This is a genomic window from Salipaludibacillus sp. CF4.18, from assembly GCF_051262595.1.
Taxonomy (GTDB): Bacteria; Bacillota; Bacilli; order Bacillales; family Salisediminibacteriaceae; genus Salipaludibacillus; species Salipaludibacillus neizhouensis.
Genome location: NZ_JBIMEV010000042.1, coordinates 1 through 20,431 on the forward strand (window position 1 = coordinate 1; position 20,431 = coordinate 20,431).

The 20,431-nt window shown below is 38.6% G+C and carries 17 protein-coding genes; 2 read left to right on the plus strand and 15 right to left on the minus strand.

Annotated features, from left to right (window positions below; translation table 11 throughout):
- Window positions 1–87: 87 nt before the first annotated feature.
- From ACHABW_RS19305 to ACHABW_RS19340, 8 genes are all read right to left on the minus strand, one after another.
- Window positions 88–1,752, minus strand: coding sequence for a PQQ-binding-like beta-propeller repeat protein (locus ACHABW_RS19305; RefSeq protein WP_435757700.1), 1,665 nt, complete (start codon window positions 1,750–1,752; stop codon window positions 88–90).
- A 250-nt stretch (window positions 1,753–2,002) separates the two neighbouring features.
- Window positions 2,003–2,824, minus strand: coding sequence for an extradiol ring-cleavage dioxygenase (locus tag ACHABW_RS19310; RefSeq protein WP_110937420.1), 822 nt, complete (start codon window positions 2,822–2,824; stop codon window positions 2,003–2,005).
- A 37-nt stretch (window positions 2,825–2,861) separates the two neighbouring features.
- Window positions 2,862–3,059, minus strand: a complete 198-nt coding sequence (locus tag ACHABW_RS19315) for a 4-oxalocrotonate tautomerase (protein WP_110937421.1) — start codon at window positions 3,057–3,059, stop codon at window positions 2,862–2,864.
- Between the two features lie 136 nt (window positions 3,060–3,195).
- Window positions 3,196–3,975 (minus strand): 2-keto-4-pentenoate hydratase, encoded by a 780-nt coding sequence (locus ACHABW_RS19320; protein ID WP_435757703.1) that lies wholly within the window; start codon window positions 3,973–3,975, stop codon window positions 3,196–3,198.
- Between the two features lie 16 nt (window positions 3,976–3,991).
- A complete protein-coding gene (gene dmpG / locus ACHABW_RS19325; RefSeq protein WP_435757705.1) occupies window positions 3,992–5,017 on the minus strand; it encodes a 4-hydroxy-2-oxovalerate aldolase in 1,026 nt (341 codons plus the stop codon).
- Window positions 5,018–5,057: 40 nt separating this feature from the next.
- Window positions 5,058–5,942 carry an acetaldehyde dehydrogenase (acetylating) gene (locus ACHABW_RS19330; RefSeq protein WP_435757707.1) on the minus strand — a complete coding sequence of 295 codons (885 nt, stop codon included), beginning with the start codon at window positions 5,940–5,942 and terminating at the stop codon, window positions 5,058–5,060.
- A gap of 54 nt (window positions 5,943–5,996) precedes the next feature.
- A complete protein-coding gene (locus tag ACHABW_RS19335; RefSeq protein ID WP_435757709.1) occupies window positions 5,997–6,776 on the minus strand; it encodes a 2-keto-4-pentenoate hydratase in 780 nt (259 codons plus the stop codon).
- Window positions 6,777–6,798: 22 nt separating this feature from the next.
- Entirely contained in the window at window positions 6,799–8,259 is a 1,461-nt protein-coding gene (locus ACHABW_RS19340; protein ID WP_435757711.1) for an aldehyde dehydrogenase, read from the minus strand.
- Window positions 8,260–8,479: 220 nt separating this feature from the next.
- Between ACHABW_RS19340 and ACHABW_RS19345 the strand changes: the two genes are divergently transcribed.
- On the plus strand, window positions 8,480–9,268 hold the full coding sequence (locus ACHABW_RS19345; RefSeq protein WP_110937427.1) for an IclR family transcriptional regulator: 789 nt from the start codon (window positions 8,480–8,482) through the stop codon (window positions 9,266–9,268).
- A 25-nt stretch (window positions 9,269–9,293) separates the two neighbouring features.
- Entirely contained in the window at window positions 9,294–10,232 is a 939-nt protein-coding gene (locus ACHABW_RS19350; protein WP_435757713.1) for an amidohydrolase family protein, read from the plus strand.
- Between the two features lie 249 nt (window positions 10,233–10,481).
- On the opposite strand, the gene ACHABW_RS19355 is transcribed toward ACHABW_RS19350, so the two are convergent.
- From ACHABW_RS19355 to fdhA, 7 genes are all read right to left on the minus strand, one after another.
- Complete coding sequence (locus ACHABW_RS19355) at window positions 10,482–11,786, minus strand: TRAP transporter large permease (RefSeq protein WP_435757715.1); 1,305 nt, start codon at window positions 11,784–11,786, stop codon at window positions 10,482–10,484.
- Window positions 11,776–12,279 carry a TRAP transporter small permease subunit gene (locus ACHABW_RS19360; RefSeq protein WP_435757717.1) on the minus strand — a complete coding sequence of 168 codons (504 nt, stop codon included), beginning with the start codon at window positions 12,277–12,279 and terminating at the stop codon, window positions 11,776–11,778. Before ACHABW_RS19360 ends, ACHABW_RS19355 begins: the two co-directional genes overlap by 11 nt.
- A 5-nt stretch (window positions 12,280–12,284) precedes the next feature.
- Window positions 12,285–13,421, minus strand: coding sequence for a TRAP transporter substrate-binding protein (locus ACHABW_RS19365; protein ID WP_435757719.1), 1,137 nt, complete (start codon window positions 13,419–13,421; stop codon window positions 12,285–12,287).
- Window positions 13,422–13,953: 532 nt separating this feature from the next.
- Window positions 13,954–15,156 carry a 4-hydroxybenzoate 3-monooxygenase gene (locus ACHABW_RS19370; protein WP_435757721.1) on the minus strand — a complete coding sequence of 401 codons (1,203 nt, stop codon included), beginning with the start codon at window positions 15,154–15,156 and terminating at the stop codon, window positions 13,954–13,956.
- Window positions 15,157–15,386: 230 nt separating this feature from the next.
- Entirely contained in the window at window positions 15,387–16,844 is a 1,458-nt protein-coding gene (locus ACHABW_RS19375) for an aldehyde dehydrogenase family protein (protein WP_435757723.1), read from the minus strand.
- A 152-nt stretch (window positions 16,845–16,996) separates the two neighbouring features.
- Window positions 16,997–18,754 carry a thiamine pyrophosphate-requiring protein gene (locus tag ACHABW_RS19380; protein WP_435757725.1) on the minus strand — a complete coding sequence of 586 codons (1,758 nt, stop codon included), beginning with the start codon at window positions 18,752–18,754 and terminating at the stop codon, window positions 16,997–16,999.
- Between the two features lie 401 nt (window positions 18,755–19,155).
- A complete protein-coding gene (gene fdhA, locus ACHABW_RS19385) occupies window positions 19,156–20,376 on the minus strand; it encodes a formaldehyde dehydrogenase, glutathione-independent (RefSeq protein WP_435757727.1) in 1,221 nt (406 codons plus the stop codon).
- Between the last annotated feature and the right edge of the window lie 55 nt (window positions 20,377–20,431).

Sequence of the window (20,431 nt, forward strand, 5' to 3'; positions counted from 1 at the left end):
AGAAAGCTACTATGGAGGATGATTCCATAGTAGCTTTCCTTTTTTCTCATATTATTTTTGCAGTCTATTCAAATACTTTCACTTTCTCTATTTAATCATCACATGATGTATAAGTCCACCTCGGCTTGCGAAGATAATACTATCATTATAAATGGCCGGTGAGGCTTCAATGTTGTAACCGAAATTCTTCGTAGTCAGCACTTTTCCCGTATCACCATCGATAATATGAACATTCCCCGTAGAGTCCGCTTGAACAAGGAATCCGTTTCCGGCTTTATCATAGACGGCTACAGCCGAACTCCAAGCATATTGCTCCATATGCCATCTCCACTTTTCTTCTCCGGTCTGTCGATCCAATGCCACCATGATACCCTCATTAAAACTTCTATGGCGAGCAATCGTGAACACGATTAAATCTTCCATGTTTTCCTTACCTAAAACTGGCGTTGCTAGCACGCCTCCATTCACATCCGGATTATAAAATGCCGGGTAGCTCTTTTCCCATATTACTTCCCCGGTGAGTCCATGAATTTTTCTCAGATAAGCATTCCCATTTCGACCTTGAATATCCACTTCAGAAGCAGTGTACAGATGTGGAGTATCATCTACTTCATCGACAACAATAGATGCGTCTGTGTCATCTAATGAAGGAAGCCCCCATACCGGATGGTTGTTCTCTAAATCAATGGATACTATAGAACCTCCATTATCAGCAAAATAAGCAATATTTTTGAAAATCGCAACAGAGTTTTCGATTCCTTGATAATCATTTCCTTCAATCTTATACCGCATGTTACTGATCACGGGATCGATAGCAATTGTTCCTTGCTCTTTATCAAAATCAGTGTTTAAAGCAACATTGTAAAATACGCCATTTTCGCCGCCTACGACTAACGAGTCGGAATGTCTATTTATCAAGGCGGATCCATCAAAAGCTCCCCAATCACGATACGCAAACTCATCTCGACCAGGAATATAATGCAGTAACTTACTATCTATCAGGCTAAATATATAAAAACCGAATTTTTCATGTTGCGGAATCCCATCCCCAAGATATAAAAGGGGATAGCCTCGACTGTCGATCGACAACGAGCCTTTAATCGGATTTTTAATCGCAATAGGATCCCTTGTTTGTTCTCCTGTTTCTAAATCTAAAAAATACACATGTCCATCAAGCGAGCCTTGTATAACTTCTACAAAATTATCTTTTCCCTTGAATTTTTCTTTTATATTCATCAGTTGCTTAATCTCATTATCCCACTTTACAATTGCCGGTTGCCCAGTCCAGCCAGCGCCCCCACCCCAATCAGGATTAGCACTAGTTGTAAAATTCCATTGCTCCTCTAGCTCCATTTCAGTAGCGCTTATCGTTCCATAAGAAGGTGAATCGCGTAGTGGACCTCCTCTGAACGTCAGAACGCCTTCCACCTCCGTGTAAACTTCCGGAAAAATAATATCCTCGGGAGATCTCTGTTCTAGTTCCTTTTCTCCATTAACTTCAAAATGAATATTCTCATGATGATAATTTTCTATATCGATTGCTTCAAAAAGTACTTCCATCGGTTCTTCAGATTGATCTTCTGTATCTACTTCCACTGGTTCGTCTAAACCTTCTTCAACAATCACATTGCCACTTTGCTGCTTGTCCACATTTTCGTTATTATCCTTGGAAACCACTACCTCGTCAGAATTGCTACAAGCCGCTCCTATTAATATCCATGTACAAACAAAGTATAAACAACATTTTTTCACATAACACCATCCTTAAAACACCGATTCTCATCAATGTATCACAGGTGTAATGGATTAATTGTCAAAATTTAACACGTGTTTTAATGAAGATTTTAGCTGTTTTTGTAGGAATGTCTTATCATAGTTAAGTTCTTTAAAAGCATTTGCTCAGTTAAGAGGATATAGCTTGAATAAAATTATTCATTTTTCATGCAAAAGCTCTCCACCATATTAATTGGTAGAGAGCAATACTTCCATATTTATATAATAGTTAAACCTTTTCTTTCGCACCTTCTCGCTCAAAAGTGATAATTGCATTTCCACTGCCTGAAGATTGAGCGTAACTGTGGAAGAATGGCTTATAATCGTCTCCTAAAACACCAAGCAACATGGCTAGATGACGTCCACCGCCCTCTACACCCGCTACCCGCGCATATTGAGGAAGCATTTCTTCGATAGACTTCATATCTTTATTCATCACATAATCGATAAACTGTTTATCTAACGCTTGCTCTGATATCGTTGGCATATGATGACGTCCACGAACGAGATTATGAGCAAGCGCTCCACTAAATACAAAGACTATTCTCTTATCCGTTTTATCTAACTCTTCTCTAATTGCCTGGCCCCACTTCATTGTTTCTTCCAAACTGGCTGCCTGTGTAATAGATAGATTTACAACCGGGATGTCTTCTTTTGGAATAAAATACTTTAAAGGTACTACTGTACCATAATCCCAAACATACGTTGGATCCTTTACTGGAATTACTGGAAGACGGGCATGTTTTCCGGCCCGTACCATTGCTTCTCCAAGCTCCTGATCACCGGGGTAATTATAAGGTACATCTGAAATAATATCCGGACATTCAAATGCAGTTAATACACCCTTATGCGTTGGCAGTACATCTACATAATGATGAAATGTAGAAATCCAATGACACGAAACAATTACAATGGCATCAGGTTTAAGTTCTGCAATTTGTTCCCCGATTTCATCCATGTTAGTCACCATTTCTTGCTGAAAATCAGGAACATTCTCTCGATGACTAATACTAGGTACGTGAGCCGCCAATACACCCAATTCAATCGTCATGCAATATTACCTCCTAATTTTTCGTTCAATCATTGGACTATTTAGAGGCATTTCTCTTAGAAACAGATTCTCCTGCTATTCCCCAATGAGTCTTCGGAATTTCGGTAACAATCACTCTCACAGTTTCCTTTGGTACATCTAATGTATTTGACATTGTAGCTGTTATTTCGGAAATCACCTTTTCAATCTTTTCTTTTGGACGCCCTTCCATAATGTTAACGTTTACAATAGGCATTAAAACCTTCCCTTCAAAAATGCTATACGTTCAATTATATTCTATTACCGGTAAATTTGTATTGTTTTTACAGAAAATTTAGAAAAAATAATGTGATATCCCATTCATGTTTCATAAAAGATCACAGTATTCTTTTTTATTCCTTCACAGAAAAAGAAACTTCTCCTAAACCATCTAATTTCGCTGAAACAACATCGCCGTTTGATAATTGGACTGCACCTGTAATGCCACCCGTCAGAATGATTTGCCCAGCTTTTAATTTATCACCTTTTCGATGAAGCATGTTTGCTAACATGGCGACAGAATTGGCAGGATGACCGACTACTGCTGCACCTGCACCTAGATCTCTTATTTCCCCATTAATTGTTAAGGTTGTTCCGACTAAATCTAGTTCTAACTCTTCGGGCTTTCGAATGAGGTTACCAAAAACAACTTTTGAAGATGAAGCATTGTCCGCAATAACATCCGGTAAAGTGAAGTTAAAATTTTCATATCTACTGTCGATTATTTCCAGAGCTGACACCACATGTTCTGTAGCTGCTAAAACTTGAGCCCCTGTTATGCCGGGACCTTCAATATCTTTGCCTAGGATAAACGCAATTTCGGCTTCCACCTTAGGATGAATAAAATCTGATAATGAAATAGCAGTTCCATCTTGAACAACCATATTGTCAAAAATATAACCGTAAATAGGATCTTCTACATTCATCTGCTTCATTTTAGCTCTGCTTGTTAATCCCATTTTTGGTCCAACAATCGAATGCCCTTGTTCAAGCTTTAAGGTAACTAGCTCTTGTTGAATCTCATATGCTTCTTCTACTGTTAAATCCGGAACTTTATTTGCTGTTATTTTTACAACATCCTGTCTTTCAAGCTCTGCATCTAGTAAGAACTTAGCAATCTCTGTTTTATTCAACCTTCTCACTCTCCCATTATGCGTTTACAATTTTTTGTCTTTTAGCAATTTCCGATGCGACATCAATAATCATATCTTCTTGGCCCCCAACAACTTTACGCTTGCCAAGCTCAATTAAAATATCACGAGAATCAATGTTGAATTGTTTAGCCGCACGTTGTGCATGAAGTAAAAAGCTTGAGTATACACCTGCGTACCCCATTACAAGGCTATCTTTAGCAATTTCTTGAGGCTTTTTCAAAATTGGAGCTACAATATTTTCAGCCAAATCCATCATTTTGTATAAATCGACCCCTGTGTTAAGCCCCAGTCTTTCCAAAACAGCAATCAACACTTCCGTTTGTGTATTCCCTGCTCCCGCTCCTAAACAACGAATACTTCCGTCAATCCTCGTAGCACCTTCTTCAATAGCTACCAGAGTGTTAGCCATTGCCAGCGATAAATTATTATGACCGTGAAAACCAATATTTACTGTTAGTTCTTGGCGCATTGCTCTAATACGTTCACGTACTTCGTGAGGTAATAATGCCCCTGCAGAGTCAACAACATAAACGGTATCTGCGCCGTAGCTTTCCATTAATTTGGCTTGCTCGACTAATTTTGCGACTGGTGCCATGTGAGACATCATCAAGAACCCTACTGTTTCCATTCCAAGTTCTTTTGCTAGGTTTATATGTTGTGGAGATACATCTGCTTCTGTTACATGAGTCGCTACTCTTGCCATTTTCGCTCCGATATCCGCCGCTTGTCTTAAGTCTTTCATTGTTCCGACACCTGGTAACAAAAGCACTGCAACTTTAGCATGCTTACTTACAGAAACAGCAGCTTCGATCAACTTCATTTCATCGGTCAATGATGTTCCAAATTGCTGAGACGAACCTCCCAATCCATCACCGTGAGAAACTTCAATATAAGGCACATTTGCTTCATCTAGTGCTTTGCTCACTGCCGTTACTTGTTCCAATGTATATTGATGTCCAATGGCATGACTACCATCACGTAAAGCAACTTCGGTAATCGTTATGTCACGACTTTTAATCATAGCGAAAAATCCTTTCCTACTAGTATTAGTTAAAATTCTATTATTGGTGAACGTTGAGTTTTTTCTTGGCAAACTCTTCTGCCACTTTGACTGCTGCAGCTGTCATAATATCCAAGTTGCCTGAGTACTTAGGCAAATAGTCTCCAGCACCTTCCACTTCTATAAAGACAGTCACTCTATTTCCCTCTATGATTGGTTCTGTGCGTAAATGATATCCTGGAACGTACGATTGAACGGACGCTTCCATTTCTTTGATTGATTCTCTAACTTTATCTTCATCCATTGCTCCTTCTTCTACTAATGCGTAAACCGTATCTCTCATTAATATAGGGGGCTCAGCTGGATTTAAAATAATAATTGCTTTCCCTTTTTTTGCCCCTCCAACCTTTTCAATTCCAAGTGCAGTAGTTTGCGTGAATTCGTCAATATTTGCTCTTGTTCCAGGTCCGGCACTCTTACTGGATATGGTTGCTACAATCTCAGCATAATCAACAGAACAGACTCTATTAACGGCGTGAACCATCGGTATAGTCGCTTGACCACCACAAGTAATCAGATTGATATTTTCTGAATCTAAATGCTCCCCTAGATTAACAACAGGTACGACAAATGGTCCCCTAGCCGCCGGAGTCAAGTCTAAAACTTGCTTCCCTTCCGCCTTAAGTAGCTTGGCGTGACGTACATGTGCTTTAGCGGAAGTTGCATCGAAAAAAATCTCAGCAAGACTTTCGTTCGTCTTTAAAAAGTCTTCCAATCCATCTGTGAACGTTTTGTACCCTCTTTCCTTTGCTCTTTTAACACCATCTGAATCTGGGTCAATACCTATTAAGGCTGTTAGTTGAAGAGTTTCAGAACGTTCAAGTTTTAGCATTAAGTCCGTCCCTATGTTCCCTGTCCCTATGATGGCTACTTTTACTTTCTCCATATAATTCCCCTTCCAATAAGTGATCGCATTTTCAAACCCTTAAACGAGTTAGTGTTATGAGGAAAAACGAACAGACACTTCACCCAGGTGTGCAATTTTTGCCGTAAATACATCTCCGGGTTCAGCATTCACCGCAGCGGAAAGAGCACCTGAAAGTATAACTTCCCCTTTGTTCAGCGTGATATCAAATTCACTCAATTTGTTTGCCAGCCATGCCACACAATTAGCCGGATGACCCATAACAGCTGCCCCGACTCCCGTATTGACAACTTCACCGTTTTTTAACAACACCATTCCAACTTGTGAAAGATCAATCTTATCAATCCTCTTAGGTGTACCCCCTAAAACATAAAGTCCACTAGATGCGTTATCCGCTATCGTATCCGGTAATTTGATTTTCCAGTCTTTCACACGACTGTCGACAATTTCAAGCGCCGGCAAAATGTAATCTGTTGCTTGTAATACCTCCAATGCTGTCACATTTGGTCCTTTTAAATCTTTGTTTAAGACAAAGGCTATTTCGCCTTCTACTTTTGGTTGCATTACACGTTCAAAGGAAACTTCGCTTCCGTTTTCAACCACCATCCCATGGAGTAAATGACCATAATCTGGTTCATCGACTCCCAGCAATTCCTGCATAGCTACCGATGTTAATCCAATTTTTTTACCGACAATTTGCTGGCCTGATTGTTGTTTTTGTTTAATTATTTCTAATTGAACAGCATAGGCATCTGTTGTTGAAAAAGACGGATTTTCATCCGTTAAAGCTGCTATTCCAACTCTTTCTTTTTCAGCTATAAGTAATCTATTTGCATAAGATTCCGTTATATCCATTAAATGATCCTCCTTCTACTTCTTAATATTTAATACATACATTTTTCAGTTCACTGTAAAAATCAAAACTATGCATTCCACCTTCACGGCCAATACCGCTTTGTTTTAACCCACCAAACGGAGTTCGCAGATCTCTAAGAAACCAAGTATTTACCCAGATAATTCCTGCCTCGACAGAATCAGCCACTCGATGTGCTCGACGTAAATCATTCGTCCAAATAGTAGCACTTAGACCATATTCAGAATCATTGACCTGTGCGATGACTTCATCTTCAAGATCAAAAGGTGTAACTGTTACAACTGGTCCGAATATTTCCTCACGGATACATCGTGCATTCCTGTCTAATCCTGTAATCATCGTAGGTTCTAGATAATAACCTTTTTCAAAGCCTTCTGGTCTTTTTCCGCCAACGATTATATTCCCGCCTTCTTCTTTCGCTAATTCTATAAAACTCAAAACCCGCTCGTAATGCTCTTTACCAATCATTGCACCTGTATTCGTATTCTCATCGAATGGATCACCCACAACAAGTTTTTCTGCTCGTGCTTTGAATTTTTCGATGAATTCATCATAGGCAGGTCTTTCTACATAAATCCTTGAGCCACAAAGGCAAACTTGACCTTGGTTGATAAAACTGGATTTGATTGTTGTATCAAGAACTTCATCAATATCTGAATCAGCAAAAATGATATTAGGGTTTTTCCCGCCTAATTCATAAGACAGCTTTTTTAACGTAGGTGCTGCGGCTTTCATTATTGCTGTACCAGTTGTTGTTTCACCTGTAAATGTAATGGCATCAACATCAGGATGTTCTGTTAAAGCAGCTCCTGCGGAATTTGGTCCAAATCCGTGAACAACATTAACTACACCATCAGGAATTCCTGCCTCTTTACAAATTTCTGCTAAGACAGTGGCTGTCATCGGCGTCCACTCTGCTGGTTTCATGACAGCCGTATTTCCCGCTGCCAAACAAGGTGCAAGCTTCCAAGTAAGTAACAGCAAAGGTAAATTCCAAGGATTTATTAATCCTACAACTCCAACTGGTTTCCGTACTGCATAGTTCATTGCTAGATCGTCATGTTGGTAAGCTTCGGTCCCGACACTAGTCATGTAATCAGCAAAAAAATGAAAATTATAGGCTGCTCTCGGAATATCAACTGAACGTGATAACCAGATTGGCTTTCCAGTATCTAGTGATTCCAATTGAGCTAATTCTTCTTTTCGTTCTAATATAAGATCTCCTACCTTACGAAGAATTTTAGACCGTTCCGTTACCGGCATTGTTTTCCATCTTCCTTTAAGAGCTCTCCTTGCTGAAGAAACAGCTAAATCAATATCTTCTTTCCCACCTTCTGCAACAGATCCTAAAATATCTTCATTTGCAGGATTAATATTTTCAAATGTTTTTTTACTGAGTGATTCCCGATACTGACCATTAATAAAGTGCTGACAATCAATACCTACTGAAGTTAACGCTTTCATGTTTTTCCCTCCATTTAATGTTCTCTATTTATTAAACTAAGAATATCTTATAATTGTCCCTTATAAAACACGTTTGTTCTTTTATACGAAACAAAATAATATTTTTTATATTATTTAAATTATTCATACTTTTTTAACCACTTGTGATATAGTAATTTTATACACTATAAAAGACTTACATTCCTCTATACGCAACAAATATTAATAAGGAGTGGTGCCGATGTCGGAAGTAGAAACGAAGAAGAAAGATTATAACTTGTCTTCTGTGAAAAATGCTTTGCGTATTCTAAAAAGTTTTTCAATGGATGACTCCGAAAAAAAGGTAACTGATTTAGCGAACTCATTGGGATTAGGAAAAAGTACGGTCAGTCGTTTAATGTCTACTCTAGCCAGTGAAGGTTTTGTAGAAAAAAACCCTGAAAACAATCGTTACCGGTTAGGACTATCCATTTTGTCGCTTGCCAGTGTCTGTACGTCTAATTTTGAAATTCACAAAGAAGCAATGCCTGTCTTACATCAATTGGTAGAAAAAACTGGAGAGACCTCTCATTTAGCCATTCTCGATGAGCTTGATGTTATTTATCTGCACAAATATGAAAGTAAGCATCATGTACGTGCTTTTACACATATTGGTAGAAGAAATCCTGCTTACTGTACAAGTTCCGGAAAAGTCTTGTTAGCTTTTAATGATGAATACATTATTAAAAAAACACTTGAAAAAGGCTTGGAACCTTACACAAAAAATACGATTATTGATCCAGATATCTTTCTTCGAACCCTTGAAGAGATTCGAAATGACGGATACGCGATCAGTAGAGAGGAGTTTTCCGAAGGCGTTGTTTCTATTGCAGCCCCCGTTAGAGATTATACTGGACAGGTGATTGCCTCGGTTAATATTGTCGGGCCCATTCAGCGAGTTAATAACCATTCCATTCCATCTCATATAAAAAGAGTAGTAGAAGCCGGGAAAACCATTTCGGAAAGATTAGGTTATATAAGATTTAACTAATACTAATAAAAGGGAGAGAATATTGATGCATGATTTCCATACTCATTTCGTTCCTGAAGATGTCATAACCTGGATTAAAGACAACAAGAAAACGTTACAGGCAAAATGGATTCAAAAGGACCCTGCTAAAGAAGACTTTCTGTCTATTAATGACAAATGGGCTTTCGAGCTAAAACACGAGTTTATTCATGCAAACTTATATCTTGATCAAATGAATAGAGTTGGTGTCACTCATGCAGTTGTTTCACCAATTCCACAATTATTTTTATATGACTTCCCTTCTGAAATCACAAGTGAGCTTTCCTCTGTTTACAATAACTCTCTCGCTAAATGGGTCGAATCAAGCAGAGGACAATTATCCGCCTTAGCAACCGTCTCCCTGAATAATCCCACACAAGCAGTACTCGATCTAAAAGATGCTATGAGACAAGGGTTAAAAGGAGCAATAATTGGACCAGGATTAAACGGACAGTTATTGTCAAATCCCCATTTTGCTCCCTTTTGGGAGGAAGCTAACAGTCAAGAAGCCATTATTTTTATTCATCCTTTATTAAGTGAAGATCCACGTTTAAAACAGCGGATGATGCCAAATTTAATTGGTGTTCCTTGGGAAACAACTATATGCGCAACGGACATTTTATTAAGTGGTCTGTTGGATCAATACAGTAAAGTGAAAATACTTTTAGCACATGGTGGTGGGTTTTTACCTTATCAGATTGGCCGATTAAACAAAGGGTATGAACAATGGCCTCTAGTCTCTAACAATTTAAACAAACAACCAATCGAGTATTTAAGAGATTTTTGGTATGATAACGTTCTTTGGAACTCTTCTAGTTTAGAATATTTAGCAAAAACAGTTGGTGAAGACCGCATCGTGCCAGGATCTGATTTCCCCTTTGATCTTTCTGCTTGGCCGCCGGAGAAAAAGTTCTCAAAAGGAACGAATGCATTATTAGGTAAATAAAAGTTGCTATTAGATAGAATGTAAGGGTTGTTATGAAAACCCTTACATTTTTAATTTGACATTCAAACTTTGCAGTAAGACATCTTCCTTTCCATTCCAAAAGAAAGCATATTACACAGAGATTGAGGATCCCTCCCACTCTAATGGTAAACCAACATAATTTTCAGCAAGACTCTTTAAAGCTGCCTGAGATAAAACACATACTACATTGAAATCCTAATTTATTACAACAAACTGCAGTTGAATTAATCACCGCATTAAATTAGGCAAAGTCATAACTATTTGAGGGAAAATAACTAGAAGAATAGTAAAGATAATCATAGTAATCAGCATTGGAGTAACCCCCCTAAAGATTGTTTGTATAGGGATGTCTTTATTAACACCATTTATAACATAAACACTGATTCCTAATGGCGGAGTAATTACCCCCATATTAAATACCATTATCATAATGATACCGAACCATATCCCATCAAATCCTAACTGAATAATTAGCGGATAAACAATAGGAAGTGTCAATACTAAAATTGCTATGCCTTCCAAAAATAATCCTAAAATAAAATAGATTACTAAGATGATGCCAATAATAACAAATGGCGAAACATCTAAACCGATAACCATTGAAGTTACTGCCGTAGGAACTCTACTCATTGCCAAGAATTGTCCAAATAAAGTTGCACCTATCAAAATAATGAAAATCATTGAAGTTAAACGTATCGTCTCTTCTAAAGAAGCAAATAATCCTTTCCAGCCAAGACGTTTTGTTAAAATTGAAAATAACAATGCTCCAAATGCACCTACTCCCCCGGCTTCAGTCGGTGTAAAGAAACCAAAGTAGATACCCCCAATACTTAGCAAGAAAATAAGACCAAAAGGCCAAATTTTGCTTAATGATTTTATTTTCACCCGAAAAGATGAAGGGCTTTGTTGATTTGGTGCAAGTGATGGCTTTCTTCTAACCTGAATATAAACAGTCAGCATAAATAGAAATGCTAGAATTATACCGGGAATTAAACCAGCAATTAACAATGTTCCAACAGGTTCCATGGTTAACACACCATATAAAATTAGAATAACACTAGGAGGGATTAAAACACCAAGTGTTCCGCCTGCCGCTACACATCCAGAGGATAAACCTGGATGATAGTTGTAGTCTTTCATTTCTGGAAGCGCAACTTTAGCTAGAGTTGCTGTTGTTGCATTGACTGATCCTGATATGGATGAAAAGATCGCTGCTGCGCCAATCGTTGCCATCCCAATGCCCCCTCTGATATGTCCGACCCAGTGATCAACAGCTTTAAACAAGTCCTTAGCCAGACCACTATAAGATAGAAACATCCCCATTAGAATAAACATTGGCATGACACTCAAACTATACTTACTAGCCGTTCCAAAAGCACTCATACCTAACTGTGCTAAAGCAACATTAGTCCCAGATAGATACAAATAACCTGTAAAGCCAACTAAAAGCAAGGCAATGCCAACTTGGACACGAAGCAAGATAAGAACAAATAAACTAATGATCCCGATAATTCCAACTACTTCAGGACTCATTTGGATGCACCACCTTCTGTATAGCTTTCAAAAAATCTACGATTACTGTCAAAGCATAAAACAAAATACCTACTGCAGAAACTAGTACAAATATACTAACAGGAAGCTTAAGATCTCCAGTTACACTACTTGATACTTGGTTGGCATAAGAATAAGTTTGCCAAGTCATCAATACTAACAGCACCAGAATAATGATATATGTGATACCATCCACAACAGCCTGTGCTCTTACAGACAGTTTATCAATAAAAACACCAACTGATATGTGCCCCTTTTTCTGTTGCGTATAACCTAGACTTAAAAAAACAATTAGCGCTAGCCATAAATACGTTAGCTCATAAGTGCCTGTAACAGGTCGCCATAAAAAGCGCCCTGTTACATCACTAAACGTTAAGATCATCATTAAAAATAAGAGTGTTGCAGAGACTTTAGAAGAAATACTGTTCAAGATACCTACTAATTTCTCGAAATTAATCAAAAAACTCATAAACATAGTAATTACACTCCTTGGTCGCGAAGTTGAACAGCTTCCTCATATACTTCTTTTCCTGGTAATCCTTTTTCTTCCATCTCATCAATCCATTTTTCATAAAGTGGCTCTAATGGTTTTTTCCATATAGAAAGATCATCTTTAGGAATTTCGTAAATATCAATCCCCGCTTCTGTTGCAGTATCCCAACCACCTTCAGCATCGACGTTATATAGCTCTGCAGCTTTAGTTGCCATTCCCTCACCAATAATCTCTTCGATGGCGGTTTGATCTTCTTGTGAGATTTCTGACCATGTATTAGGATTGATAACTACAAAGATACTACTTGTATAGAAATTACCTTTTGTAATATAATTTGTTACATCACCCAGTTGGAAGTTTGTAATAACAGATGCTGGTGCTAATGCACCATCAACTACACCTTTTTGCATCCCCTCGTATACATCCCCCATAGGCATTGAAACTGGGATCGCACCGTATGATTCTAATATTCCATTTGCTGAAGCAGAAGGTGTTCTTATTTTTAAACCTTTTAGATCCTCAGGAGAAAGGATAGGCTTATCAACTGTTAAGATTTGTGCAGGATCATTTTTAAATAACCAGCCAATTTTTGTACCTTCGTGCTCTTCTGCTATTTCGGGAAACGTCTCATTTAGTCCCCAAAATATTTTAGTAGCATCTGTTGCATTTTCACCCATAAAAGGTAGTTCGGTAACCCCTGTAAGGGGGAATTTTCCTGGAGTATAACCGTGTAAAGACATTGACATATCAGCTACACCATTAACAACTAAATCGTATTGAGCATTAGCTTCACCTAGAGCATTGGCTGTATATAATGTGCCAGTTACACGACCATCTGTTGCTTTTTCTATCTCCTCAACAAATGGTTCAAGAATTTCTGTGTGTTGTGGGTGAGGTCCTGGCATAAAAGTAGAGATGGTTAAATCGACCACCGCTCCTGATGGATTTGTAGTGTTGTTAGAGTCGTTATCTGTACTATCAGTGTTTTCTGTGTTATTAGTATTATTTAAGTTATTTGATTCATTGGTTGTAACCGAATCTGTTTCACCACAAGCTGCCAAAACAACAATTAAAAGACCTATCATACTAAGACAAAGTAAGCATTTCCATATTTGTTTTTTCATTTTGCACCCCTTTTTAGTTAATAAACCTGATATTTTATTTTCGAATGATCACATAATCTTGCTTTGGTCAAACTATCAAATAAATTATTCTCCTGTAATACGAACGTCTAACACAGCTGATCAACCTTCTCTTACAACTTGGACGGCTTTTTGTAAAACTTCTTTTAATTCATTTGGCTCATCTATAGTTCTAGCAAAGGTTCCTCCACCTGCCTCTGCAACTTTTGCCAAATCAGAAGAGGACTTTCTATGGATCAACAACTACATAATATATCTTGCAATCGTCTGTGGGCTTATTGCTTAACGCCACTATCTAATACCAACACTAAATCTGCTTTTGCTAACTGCTCATCTATCCTTGGTTCATTCCACAGATATCCATTTCAGAACCACAAAAATGTTTTATATCTTAGTAATTACCTTTTTATTTTGCAATATAACAATATGAACTTATTGACTTTCATTAACTATCATAAAGCCAACTTACTGATAAATGTTTCTACTAACGCTCCTTCCATCCCCCCTCGTTAAACTATACGAGGAGAGATGAACCTTCCCACTCTAATGGTAAACCAACATAATTTTCAGCAAGACTCTTTAAAGCTGCCCGAGAAGATGTGACATAATCCAATTCACTTAGCTGAATACTTCGTTCAAATGATGTTTTATTATGATCTGTATGAAGCATTGTCGTCATCCAATATGAAAACCGCTGCGCTTTCCAAACACGACGTAAAGCTATTTCCGAATATTTGTTTAACAGTTCTTTTTCTCCAAACCGATAAAATCTGGAGATTCCTTGTTTCAAAACTTGAATATCGGTCATCGCTAGATTCAAACCTTTAGCTCCAGTCGGAGGAACAATATGTGCAGCATCGCCAGCAATAAATAGTCGCCCATATTGCATCGGTTCGCAAACGAAACTACGCATAGAAACGATATTTTTCTGAACAATAGGACCATCTGGTAACTCCCAACCGTCATTAGTGTCTACACGAGTTTTCAGTTCCGTCCATATTCGGTCATCAGACCAATTGGAAATATCATCTTTCGGATCAACTTGAATATAATGTCGTTGTAACTCTGGAGTTCTTGTGCTTAACAATGCAAATCCCCTATCATGATTGGCGTATATAAGCTCTGGATTTGCAATCGGAGTTTCTGCAAGAATCCCTAACCAACCAAAAGGATAAATTTTTTGCTTTTCCTGACGGAATAATTCAGGTATCATTTTACGACTCGGTCCATGGAATCCATCACACCCAGCAATAAAGTCACAGTGCAATTCGTGTGCTTCTCCATCGAAGTCACTAAATAAAATTTGTGGCGATTCAGTAGAAATGCCATGAAGAGTTACACCTTCAACATTAAAAAATATCTCTCCCCCTGCATCTAAACGTGCAGAAACCAAATCTTTAATAACCTCATGCTGGGGATAAACCATAATTTCTTTCCCCTCCGTCAGTTCGTGCATATTCACTCGATGTCTTTGGCCATTGTATTGAAGCTCAATTCCATGATGAATCTTTCCTTCTTTCATCATCCGCTCACCAAGCCCAGCTGCATTGATGAGGTCCACAGTCCCTTGTTCAAGAACTCCAGCCCGAATAGTTCCTTCGATCTCTTCTCTTGATCGAGATTCCAGAACTATCGAATCAATCCCTTCTAAATGAAGTAGATGTGAGAGCATAAGACCAGCCGGACCAGCACCTATAATTCCTACCTTTGTTTTCAATTTTAACAACCTCCCTTATCTCTCAAACCTTTTATGAACTCATTGTCTAAAAAACGGCGTCAGCATCCGCCACCCCGAGTAGCACCTATGTTATATCCTGTAGGTGCTACTCAGAAAGGGGTGTGTTTCCCTTGGTACGTGCGGCGTGAAGGTAGCTGTCACCTTTTTTACCTTGTAAAAAAGGTGCAATTCTCTAAGTGAAGCACCCTCATGAGAATTACACCATTTATTTAAAATGGAAATTCCCGGTATTTGGTTTGAACAGAGACCCATTTTGTCACCGTAAATTCATCCACTACCCAAGGGTTACCAAAACGACCTAATCCACTAGCTTTCGTTCCTCCGAACGGAATATTCGGAGCATCATTGACTGTTTGGTCATTAATATGTGTCATACCTGCATCAACCTGCAATGCAAGCTCTTCTCCACGTGCCAAATCACTTGTAAATATCGCTGAACTTAACCCGTGATCGGTATCATTAGCTAATTTAATCGCTTCTTCATCTGACTCCGCTTTAATAATTGGTGCAATCGGAGCAAATAATTCACTCTGTGCTAAACTACTGGCATTATCTACATTCGTAAACACGTACGGGGTAAGAACATTTCCTACTTGTTTTCCTTCTAAGGCAACCGTCGCCCCCGCTAACTTTGCTTCTTTCACAAATTTCAACGCTCTCTCTAATTGTTTTTCATTCGCTAATGGGCCAATCACAGTTTTCGGATCACTCGTATCACCATACGGAAGTGCGCTTGCTTTTTCTACAAACTTTTGTACAAACTCTTCATACTTATCCTTATGAACGATCAATCGGTTGATAATCATACAAATTTGCCCCTGGTGGATAAATTTCCCGAAGATCGCTGCCTCTACAGCACGATCCACATCCGCATCTGATAAAACGACAAACGGGCTATTCCCTCCCAGTTCAAGTGCCACTCGTTTCAAGTTTTTACCGGCAATACCCCCAATATGGCGACCAACTGCGGTGGAACCTGTAAAGCTAATAAGCTTGGAATGGTGGTTATCGAGCATGCCATCGCCTATTTCATCGATATCTGTCAACATCATGTTTAATACACCTTTAGGCAGACCGGCATGTTCGAATGCTTTGGCAATGATGACTCCCCCACTTAAACCAACTTGAATATCCGGTTTGTGCACGACACTATTTCCTAATGCGATAGCAGGAGCGATCGTTCTCATAGACAGATTCATCGGGAAGTTAAATGGTGATATGGAAGCGATTACACCAAGTGGTAAACGATGAATATGATTTAGTTTTCCATTTACTTCCGGTACTTCTCGAACCTTATTCACTTCTCCCGCATATTTAATTGATTCTTCTAAGAATTCGAGTGTCAGATGTAACTCGACATTCCCCTTTAAAACACTACCACCCGTTTCTCGACCGATGACACTTATAATTTCATCACGATTTTCTTTTAAATAATCCGCCGCGCGTTCAAGGACCTCTTTCCGTTCTTCCGTTGTACTTTTTGCCCATTCTTTTTGTGCCTTGCTTGCCATTTCGAATGTGTTTTCTAGTTGTTCAGCCGTCGCTAAAGGAACGGACGCAATCATTGAATGATCATACGGGTTCCTAATGTCATAAGAACGATCACTTAGTCCCATCGTCCACTCTCCATCAATGAAGCTCTTGTTATAATTTTCATAGTTTTGCATGTTGCCCACTCCTCCTATTTTTTTATAAACTTATTTTAATATGTTCTTCTACTAGTAGCTTATTGATAGTGATTGATTAGATAGTAATTAAAAAGATACATTTAAATAAATAGAAATCTAAAGAGTTTGAATCTATGAAATATATTTTTGAACTATTTCCCTGTAATACGAACATCTACTACGGCTGATCTACCATCTCTTACGACTTGAACTGCTTTTTGTAAAGCCTCTTTCAAATCATTTGGATTAACCACAGTAAGTGCATAGGCTCCACCAGCTGCCTCAGCAACTTTTGCTAAATCGGAAGAAGGTCCAAATTTTGTCCAGAACTGATCCGTTTGTTTGGCAATTCCTTCAGGATGTACTCCTAATGCGGAAAATTTCGGTGCATTCCATTGTTCATTGTTATAAATAATCGTTAAAAACGGAATACTATACTTTCTAGACATCCAGTGGACGGGGGTTGGGTTACTAAAGATAAAGCATCCATCACCGCATAAGCTAACTATTAGTTTATCCGGTGAAGCTAATTTTGCACCGATTGCAGCTCCTCCATTCCAGCCAAGAGAACTTGCCCCCATCGTGAAGTATGTCCCTGGCTTTACTCTAGGCAAATGTTTATTTACCGTAGAAAAATTCGTAATCGTTTCACTCATGACAACGGTATCTTCATCAATGACTTCTTTAACACAGGATGTTAATAACTCTGGAGTAATTCTCCCCTCATCACTAGGTACTTCAAGTTTAGCCCATTCAAGTCGCTGTGTTTGATGATATTGTGTAACTTTCTCATAACGCGTCTTTATCATATCTTTGTTGAGTTGTTTATTATTAAGATAAGCGTTTAACTGTTGCAGAACTATAAGAGTGTCCGCCTTAAAGTAGCTCTGAGAAGGAATATACCAAAGCGGGGTTTTCTCTTTTAATGGATCAACGTCTACATAATAAATCTTACACTCCTCAGCTGGCTTATTGTTTAACGGAATCCAAGGAACATCGCTATCTAGAACCAAAACCAAATCTGCTTTTGCTAACTGCTCATCTTGCCCTGGCTCATTCCATACATAGCCAACATGTAATGGATGTTCGGAAGGGAAATTCAAATAACTTGGAGCTGATTCTAAAACTGGAATTGCTAAACGTTCAACCAGTTTTAAAAGTTCACTAACACTTTCCCGTTTTCGACCAACGTACGATGTTACAATCAAAGGGTTTTCGGCTTTGATAAGTTCTTCTGCAATCTCCTCCACATTTTGTGGCGGAATGGCAGCTGGTGATAATGGTCCCCATCTTTGAGTGTCTAAAGAAACTTTCTCTACTTCTTCCTCTAGCACTTCACGTGCTGCGATTAAGTATGCAGGACCTTTAGGGTCACTTTGAGCAAGCTGCATCGCTCTATGGAGCAATTGTTTGACATTCCTCCCTGTTCGAATTTCATTGGTGTACTTAGCATACTCCCTAACAATCCCACGTTGATCAGATACATCTTGAATCCAATGAATGTACTCATTTCGACTGCCTGTAAGTTCCCCTTCTTGAGTGGAAGGAGATGTACCAGCAAAAATCAAAACTGGTATTCTCCCTTTTGCTGCATTATGAACAGCTCCGCCAAGATTTTGTGTCCCGCAGTCAACGTGAATGACAACGACTTGCGGTTCTCCAGTTAACTGAGCAAATCCATGAGCAGCACTTAATGCAACCATCTCATGTTGACAAATAATGACTTCTGGCATGTTTCTTCCTTCTGCTTGAAACCTAGCAAAACTCTCAATTAAAGCAGGGTGATCACTGCCTAAATTTGCAAAGATATAAGAAACCCCTAATTCCTGAAATGATTCTAACATTTGATCAGCTGTCGTATTTAGTTTTCTTTCAACTGATACATTACTTTCAGTATCTTGTAATTTCATACGTGATTTCCTCCTAATTTATTAAATTCCACGGTATGATAACGCTTTCAATAATTGGTGCTTACTTACTTGAGTTCAGAATATCTCATATCGGTCCTTTATAAAACATTATTGTTCTCCTATGCGGAACACACTATAATTTATTAAATAGGGCCCAATGCCATAAACTATTCAAAACACTCTTCTCATTTTGAACAGTTTTTCAATGGATGACTCCGAATAGAAATTATTAATTTTTATTCGTTAGGTTTAGGAAAAAGTATTGTTAGCGGATTAATACCTACTCTAGCTAGTAAAGGTTTTGTAGTGAGAATACCCGAAATAATCGTTACCGTTTAGATATATCCACTTTCCAGCTTCTGTACTTCTAACTTTGATACCCACTAATCACTAGATAATCTTCATCTATTTCTCACCATGTTATGCGGATCAATCACGAACTTTTTTGAAACTCCGCTGTCGAACTGCTGGTAACCTTTAGGAGCTTCCTCAAGAGAAATTACCGTCGCATTAACAGCTTTAGCTATTTGTGCTTTTCCACTTAATATTGCCATCATTAGGTCGCGATGGTACTTCATTACTGGAGTTTGTCCGGTAACAAATGTGTGAGCCTTAGCCCAACCTAAGCCAAGACGAACTTTTAAAGTACCTTGTTTGGCATCATTGTCAGCAGCCCCAGGGTCTCCCGTCACATATAATCCAGGTATACCTAATCTTCCACCTGCTTTCGTTACTTCCATGATTGAATTAAGTACAATTGCTGGTGCTTCCTCTTTTGACTCACCATGCCCATGTGCCTCGAATCCAACGCAATCAATCGCACAATCAACTTCAGGAACTTTTAATATTTGCTCTATTTGTTCCGCTAAATTCGGATGTTCTCGCAGGTTAACAGTTTCACATCCAAAACTTCTAGCTTGGGCTAATCGATCATTATTTAAGTCACCGACAATAACAACCGATGCACCTAAAAGTTGTGCTGAATGAGCAGCAGCTAAACCTACAGGACCTGCCCCGGCAACATAAACCGTTGCTCCAAGTCTGACTCCTGCACTAACAGCACCATGGTATCCAGTAGGGAATATATCAGAGAGCATCGTTAAATCGAGAATTTTTTCCATAGCTTGATCTTTATCAGGAAATTTGAGTAACTGAAAATCTGCATATGGGACCATGACATATTCTGATTGGCCTCCAACCCAGCCACCCATATCTACATAACCATAAGCTGATCCAGGACGTTCTGGGTTAACATTTTCACAAATATGTGTGTTTTGCTGTTTACAGCTAGTACAACGACCACACGCAATGTTGAATGGAACAGATACTAAGTCACCTTTTTTAATAAATTCAACATCGTTTCCCACCTCAATAACTTCACCCGTGATTTCATGACCTAGTACCAATCCGCTCGGTGCAGTCGTTCGTCCTCTCACCATATGTTGGTCACTACCACAGATGTTCGTAGTTATTACCTTTAAAATAACACCATGGTTACATTTCCTTCCGACATTTAGTGGATTAACTCCCGGTCCATCGCGTAAAACCAATTCTGGAAAACTTATGTCTTGAACTTCTACTTCACCAGGTTTTGTAAACACTACTGCGTTATTACCAGCCATTAAAAAATCCCCCTTACAGATATTTTTTTCATACAAGAATTACTCATCTTCACAC

Excerpts from the sequence above, each read along its gene's own strand:
- ACHABW_RS19355 (WP_435757715.1), bottom strand. The coding sequence starts at position 11,786 with ATGAGTCCTGAAGTAGTTGGAATTATCGGGATCATTAGTTTATTTGTT.
- fdhA (WP_435757727.1), bottom strand. The coding sequence starts at position 20,376 with ATGGCTGGTAATAACGCAGTAGTGTTTACAAAACCTGGTGAAGTAGAA.
- dmpG (WP_435757705.1), bottom strand. The coding sequence starts at position 5,017 with ATGATTAAAAGTCGTGACATAACGATTACCGAAGTTGCTTTACGTGAT.
- ACHABW_RS19330 (WP_435757707.1), bottom strand. The coding sequence starts at position 5,942 with ATGGAGAAAGTAAAAGTAGCCATCATAGGGACAGGGAACATAGGGACG.
- ACHABW_RS19310 (WP_110937420.1), bottom strand. The coding sequence starts at position 2,824 with ATGACGATTGAATTGGGTGTATTGGCGGCTCACGTACCTAGTATTAGT.
- ACHABW_RS19350 (WP_435757713.1), top strand. The coding sequence starts at position 9,294 with ATGCATGATTTCCATACTCATTTCGTTCCTGAAGATGTCATAACCTGG.
- ACHABW_RS19315 (WP_110937421.1), bottom strand. The coding sequence starts at position 3,059 with ATGCCTATTGTAAACGTTAACATTATGGAAGGGCGTCCAAAAGAAAAG.
- ACHABW_RS19340 (WP_435757711.1), bottom strand. The coding sequence starts at position 8,259 with ATGAAAGCGTTAACTTCAGTAGGTATTGATTGTCAGCACTTTATTAAT.
- ACHABW_RS19345 (WP_110937427.1), top strand. The coding sequence starts at position 8,480 with ATGTCGGAAGTAGAAACGAAGAAGAAAGATTATAACTTGTCTTCTGTG.
- ACHABW_RS19365 (WP_435757719.1), bottom strand. The coding sequence starts at position 13,421 with ATGAAAAAACAAATATGGAAATGCTTACTTTGTCTTAGTATGATAGGT.
- ACHABW_RS19375 (WP_435757723.1), bottom strand. The coding sequence starts at position 16,844 with ATGCAAAACTATGAAAATTATAACAAGAGCTTCATTGATGGAGAGTGG.
- ACHABW_RS19360 (WP_435757717.1), bottom strand. The coding sequence starts at position 12,279 with ATGTTTATGAGTTTTTTGATTAATTTCGAGAAATTAGTAGGTATCTTG.
- ACHABW_RS19335 (WP_435757709.1), bottom strand. The coding sequence starts at position 6,776 with ATGGATATAACGGAATCTTATGCAAATAGATTACTTATAGCTGAAAAA.
- ACHABW_RS19380 (WP_435757725.1), bottom strand. The coding sequence starts at position 18,754 with ATGAAATTACAAGATACTGAAAGTAATGTATCAGTTGAAAGAAAACTA.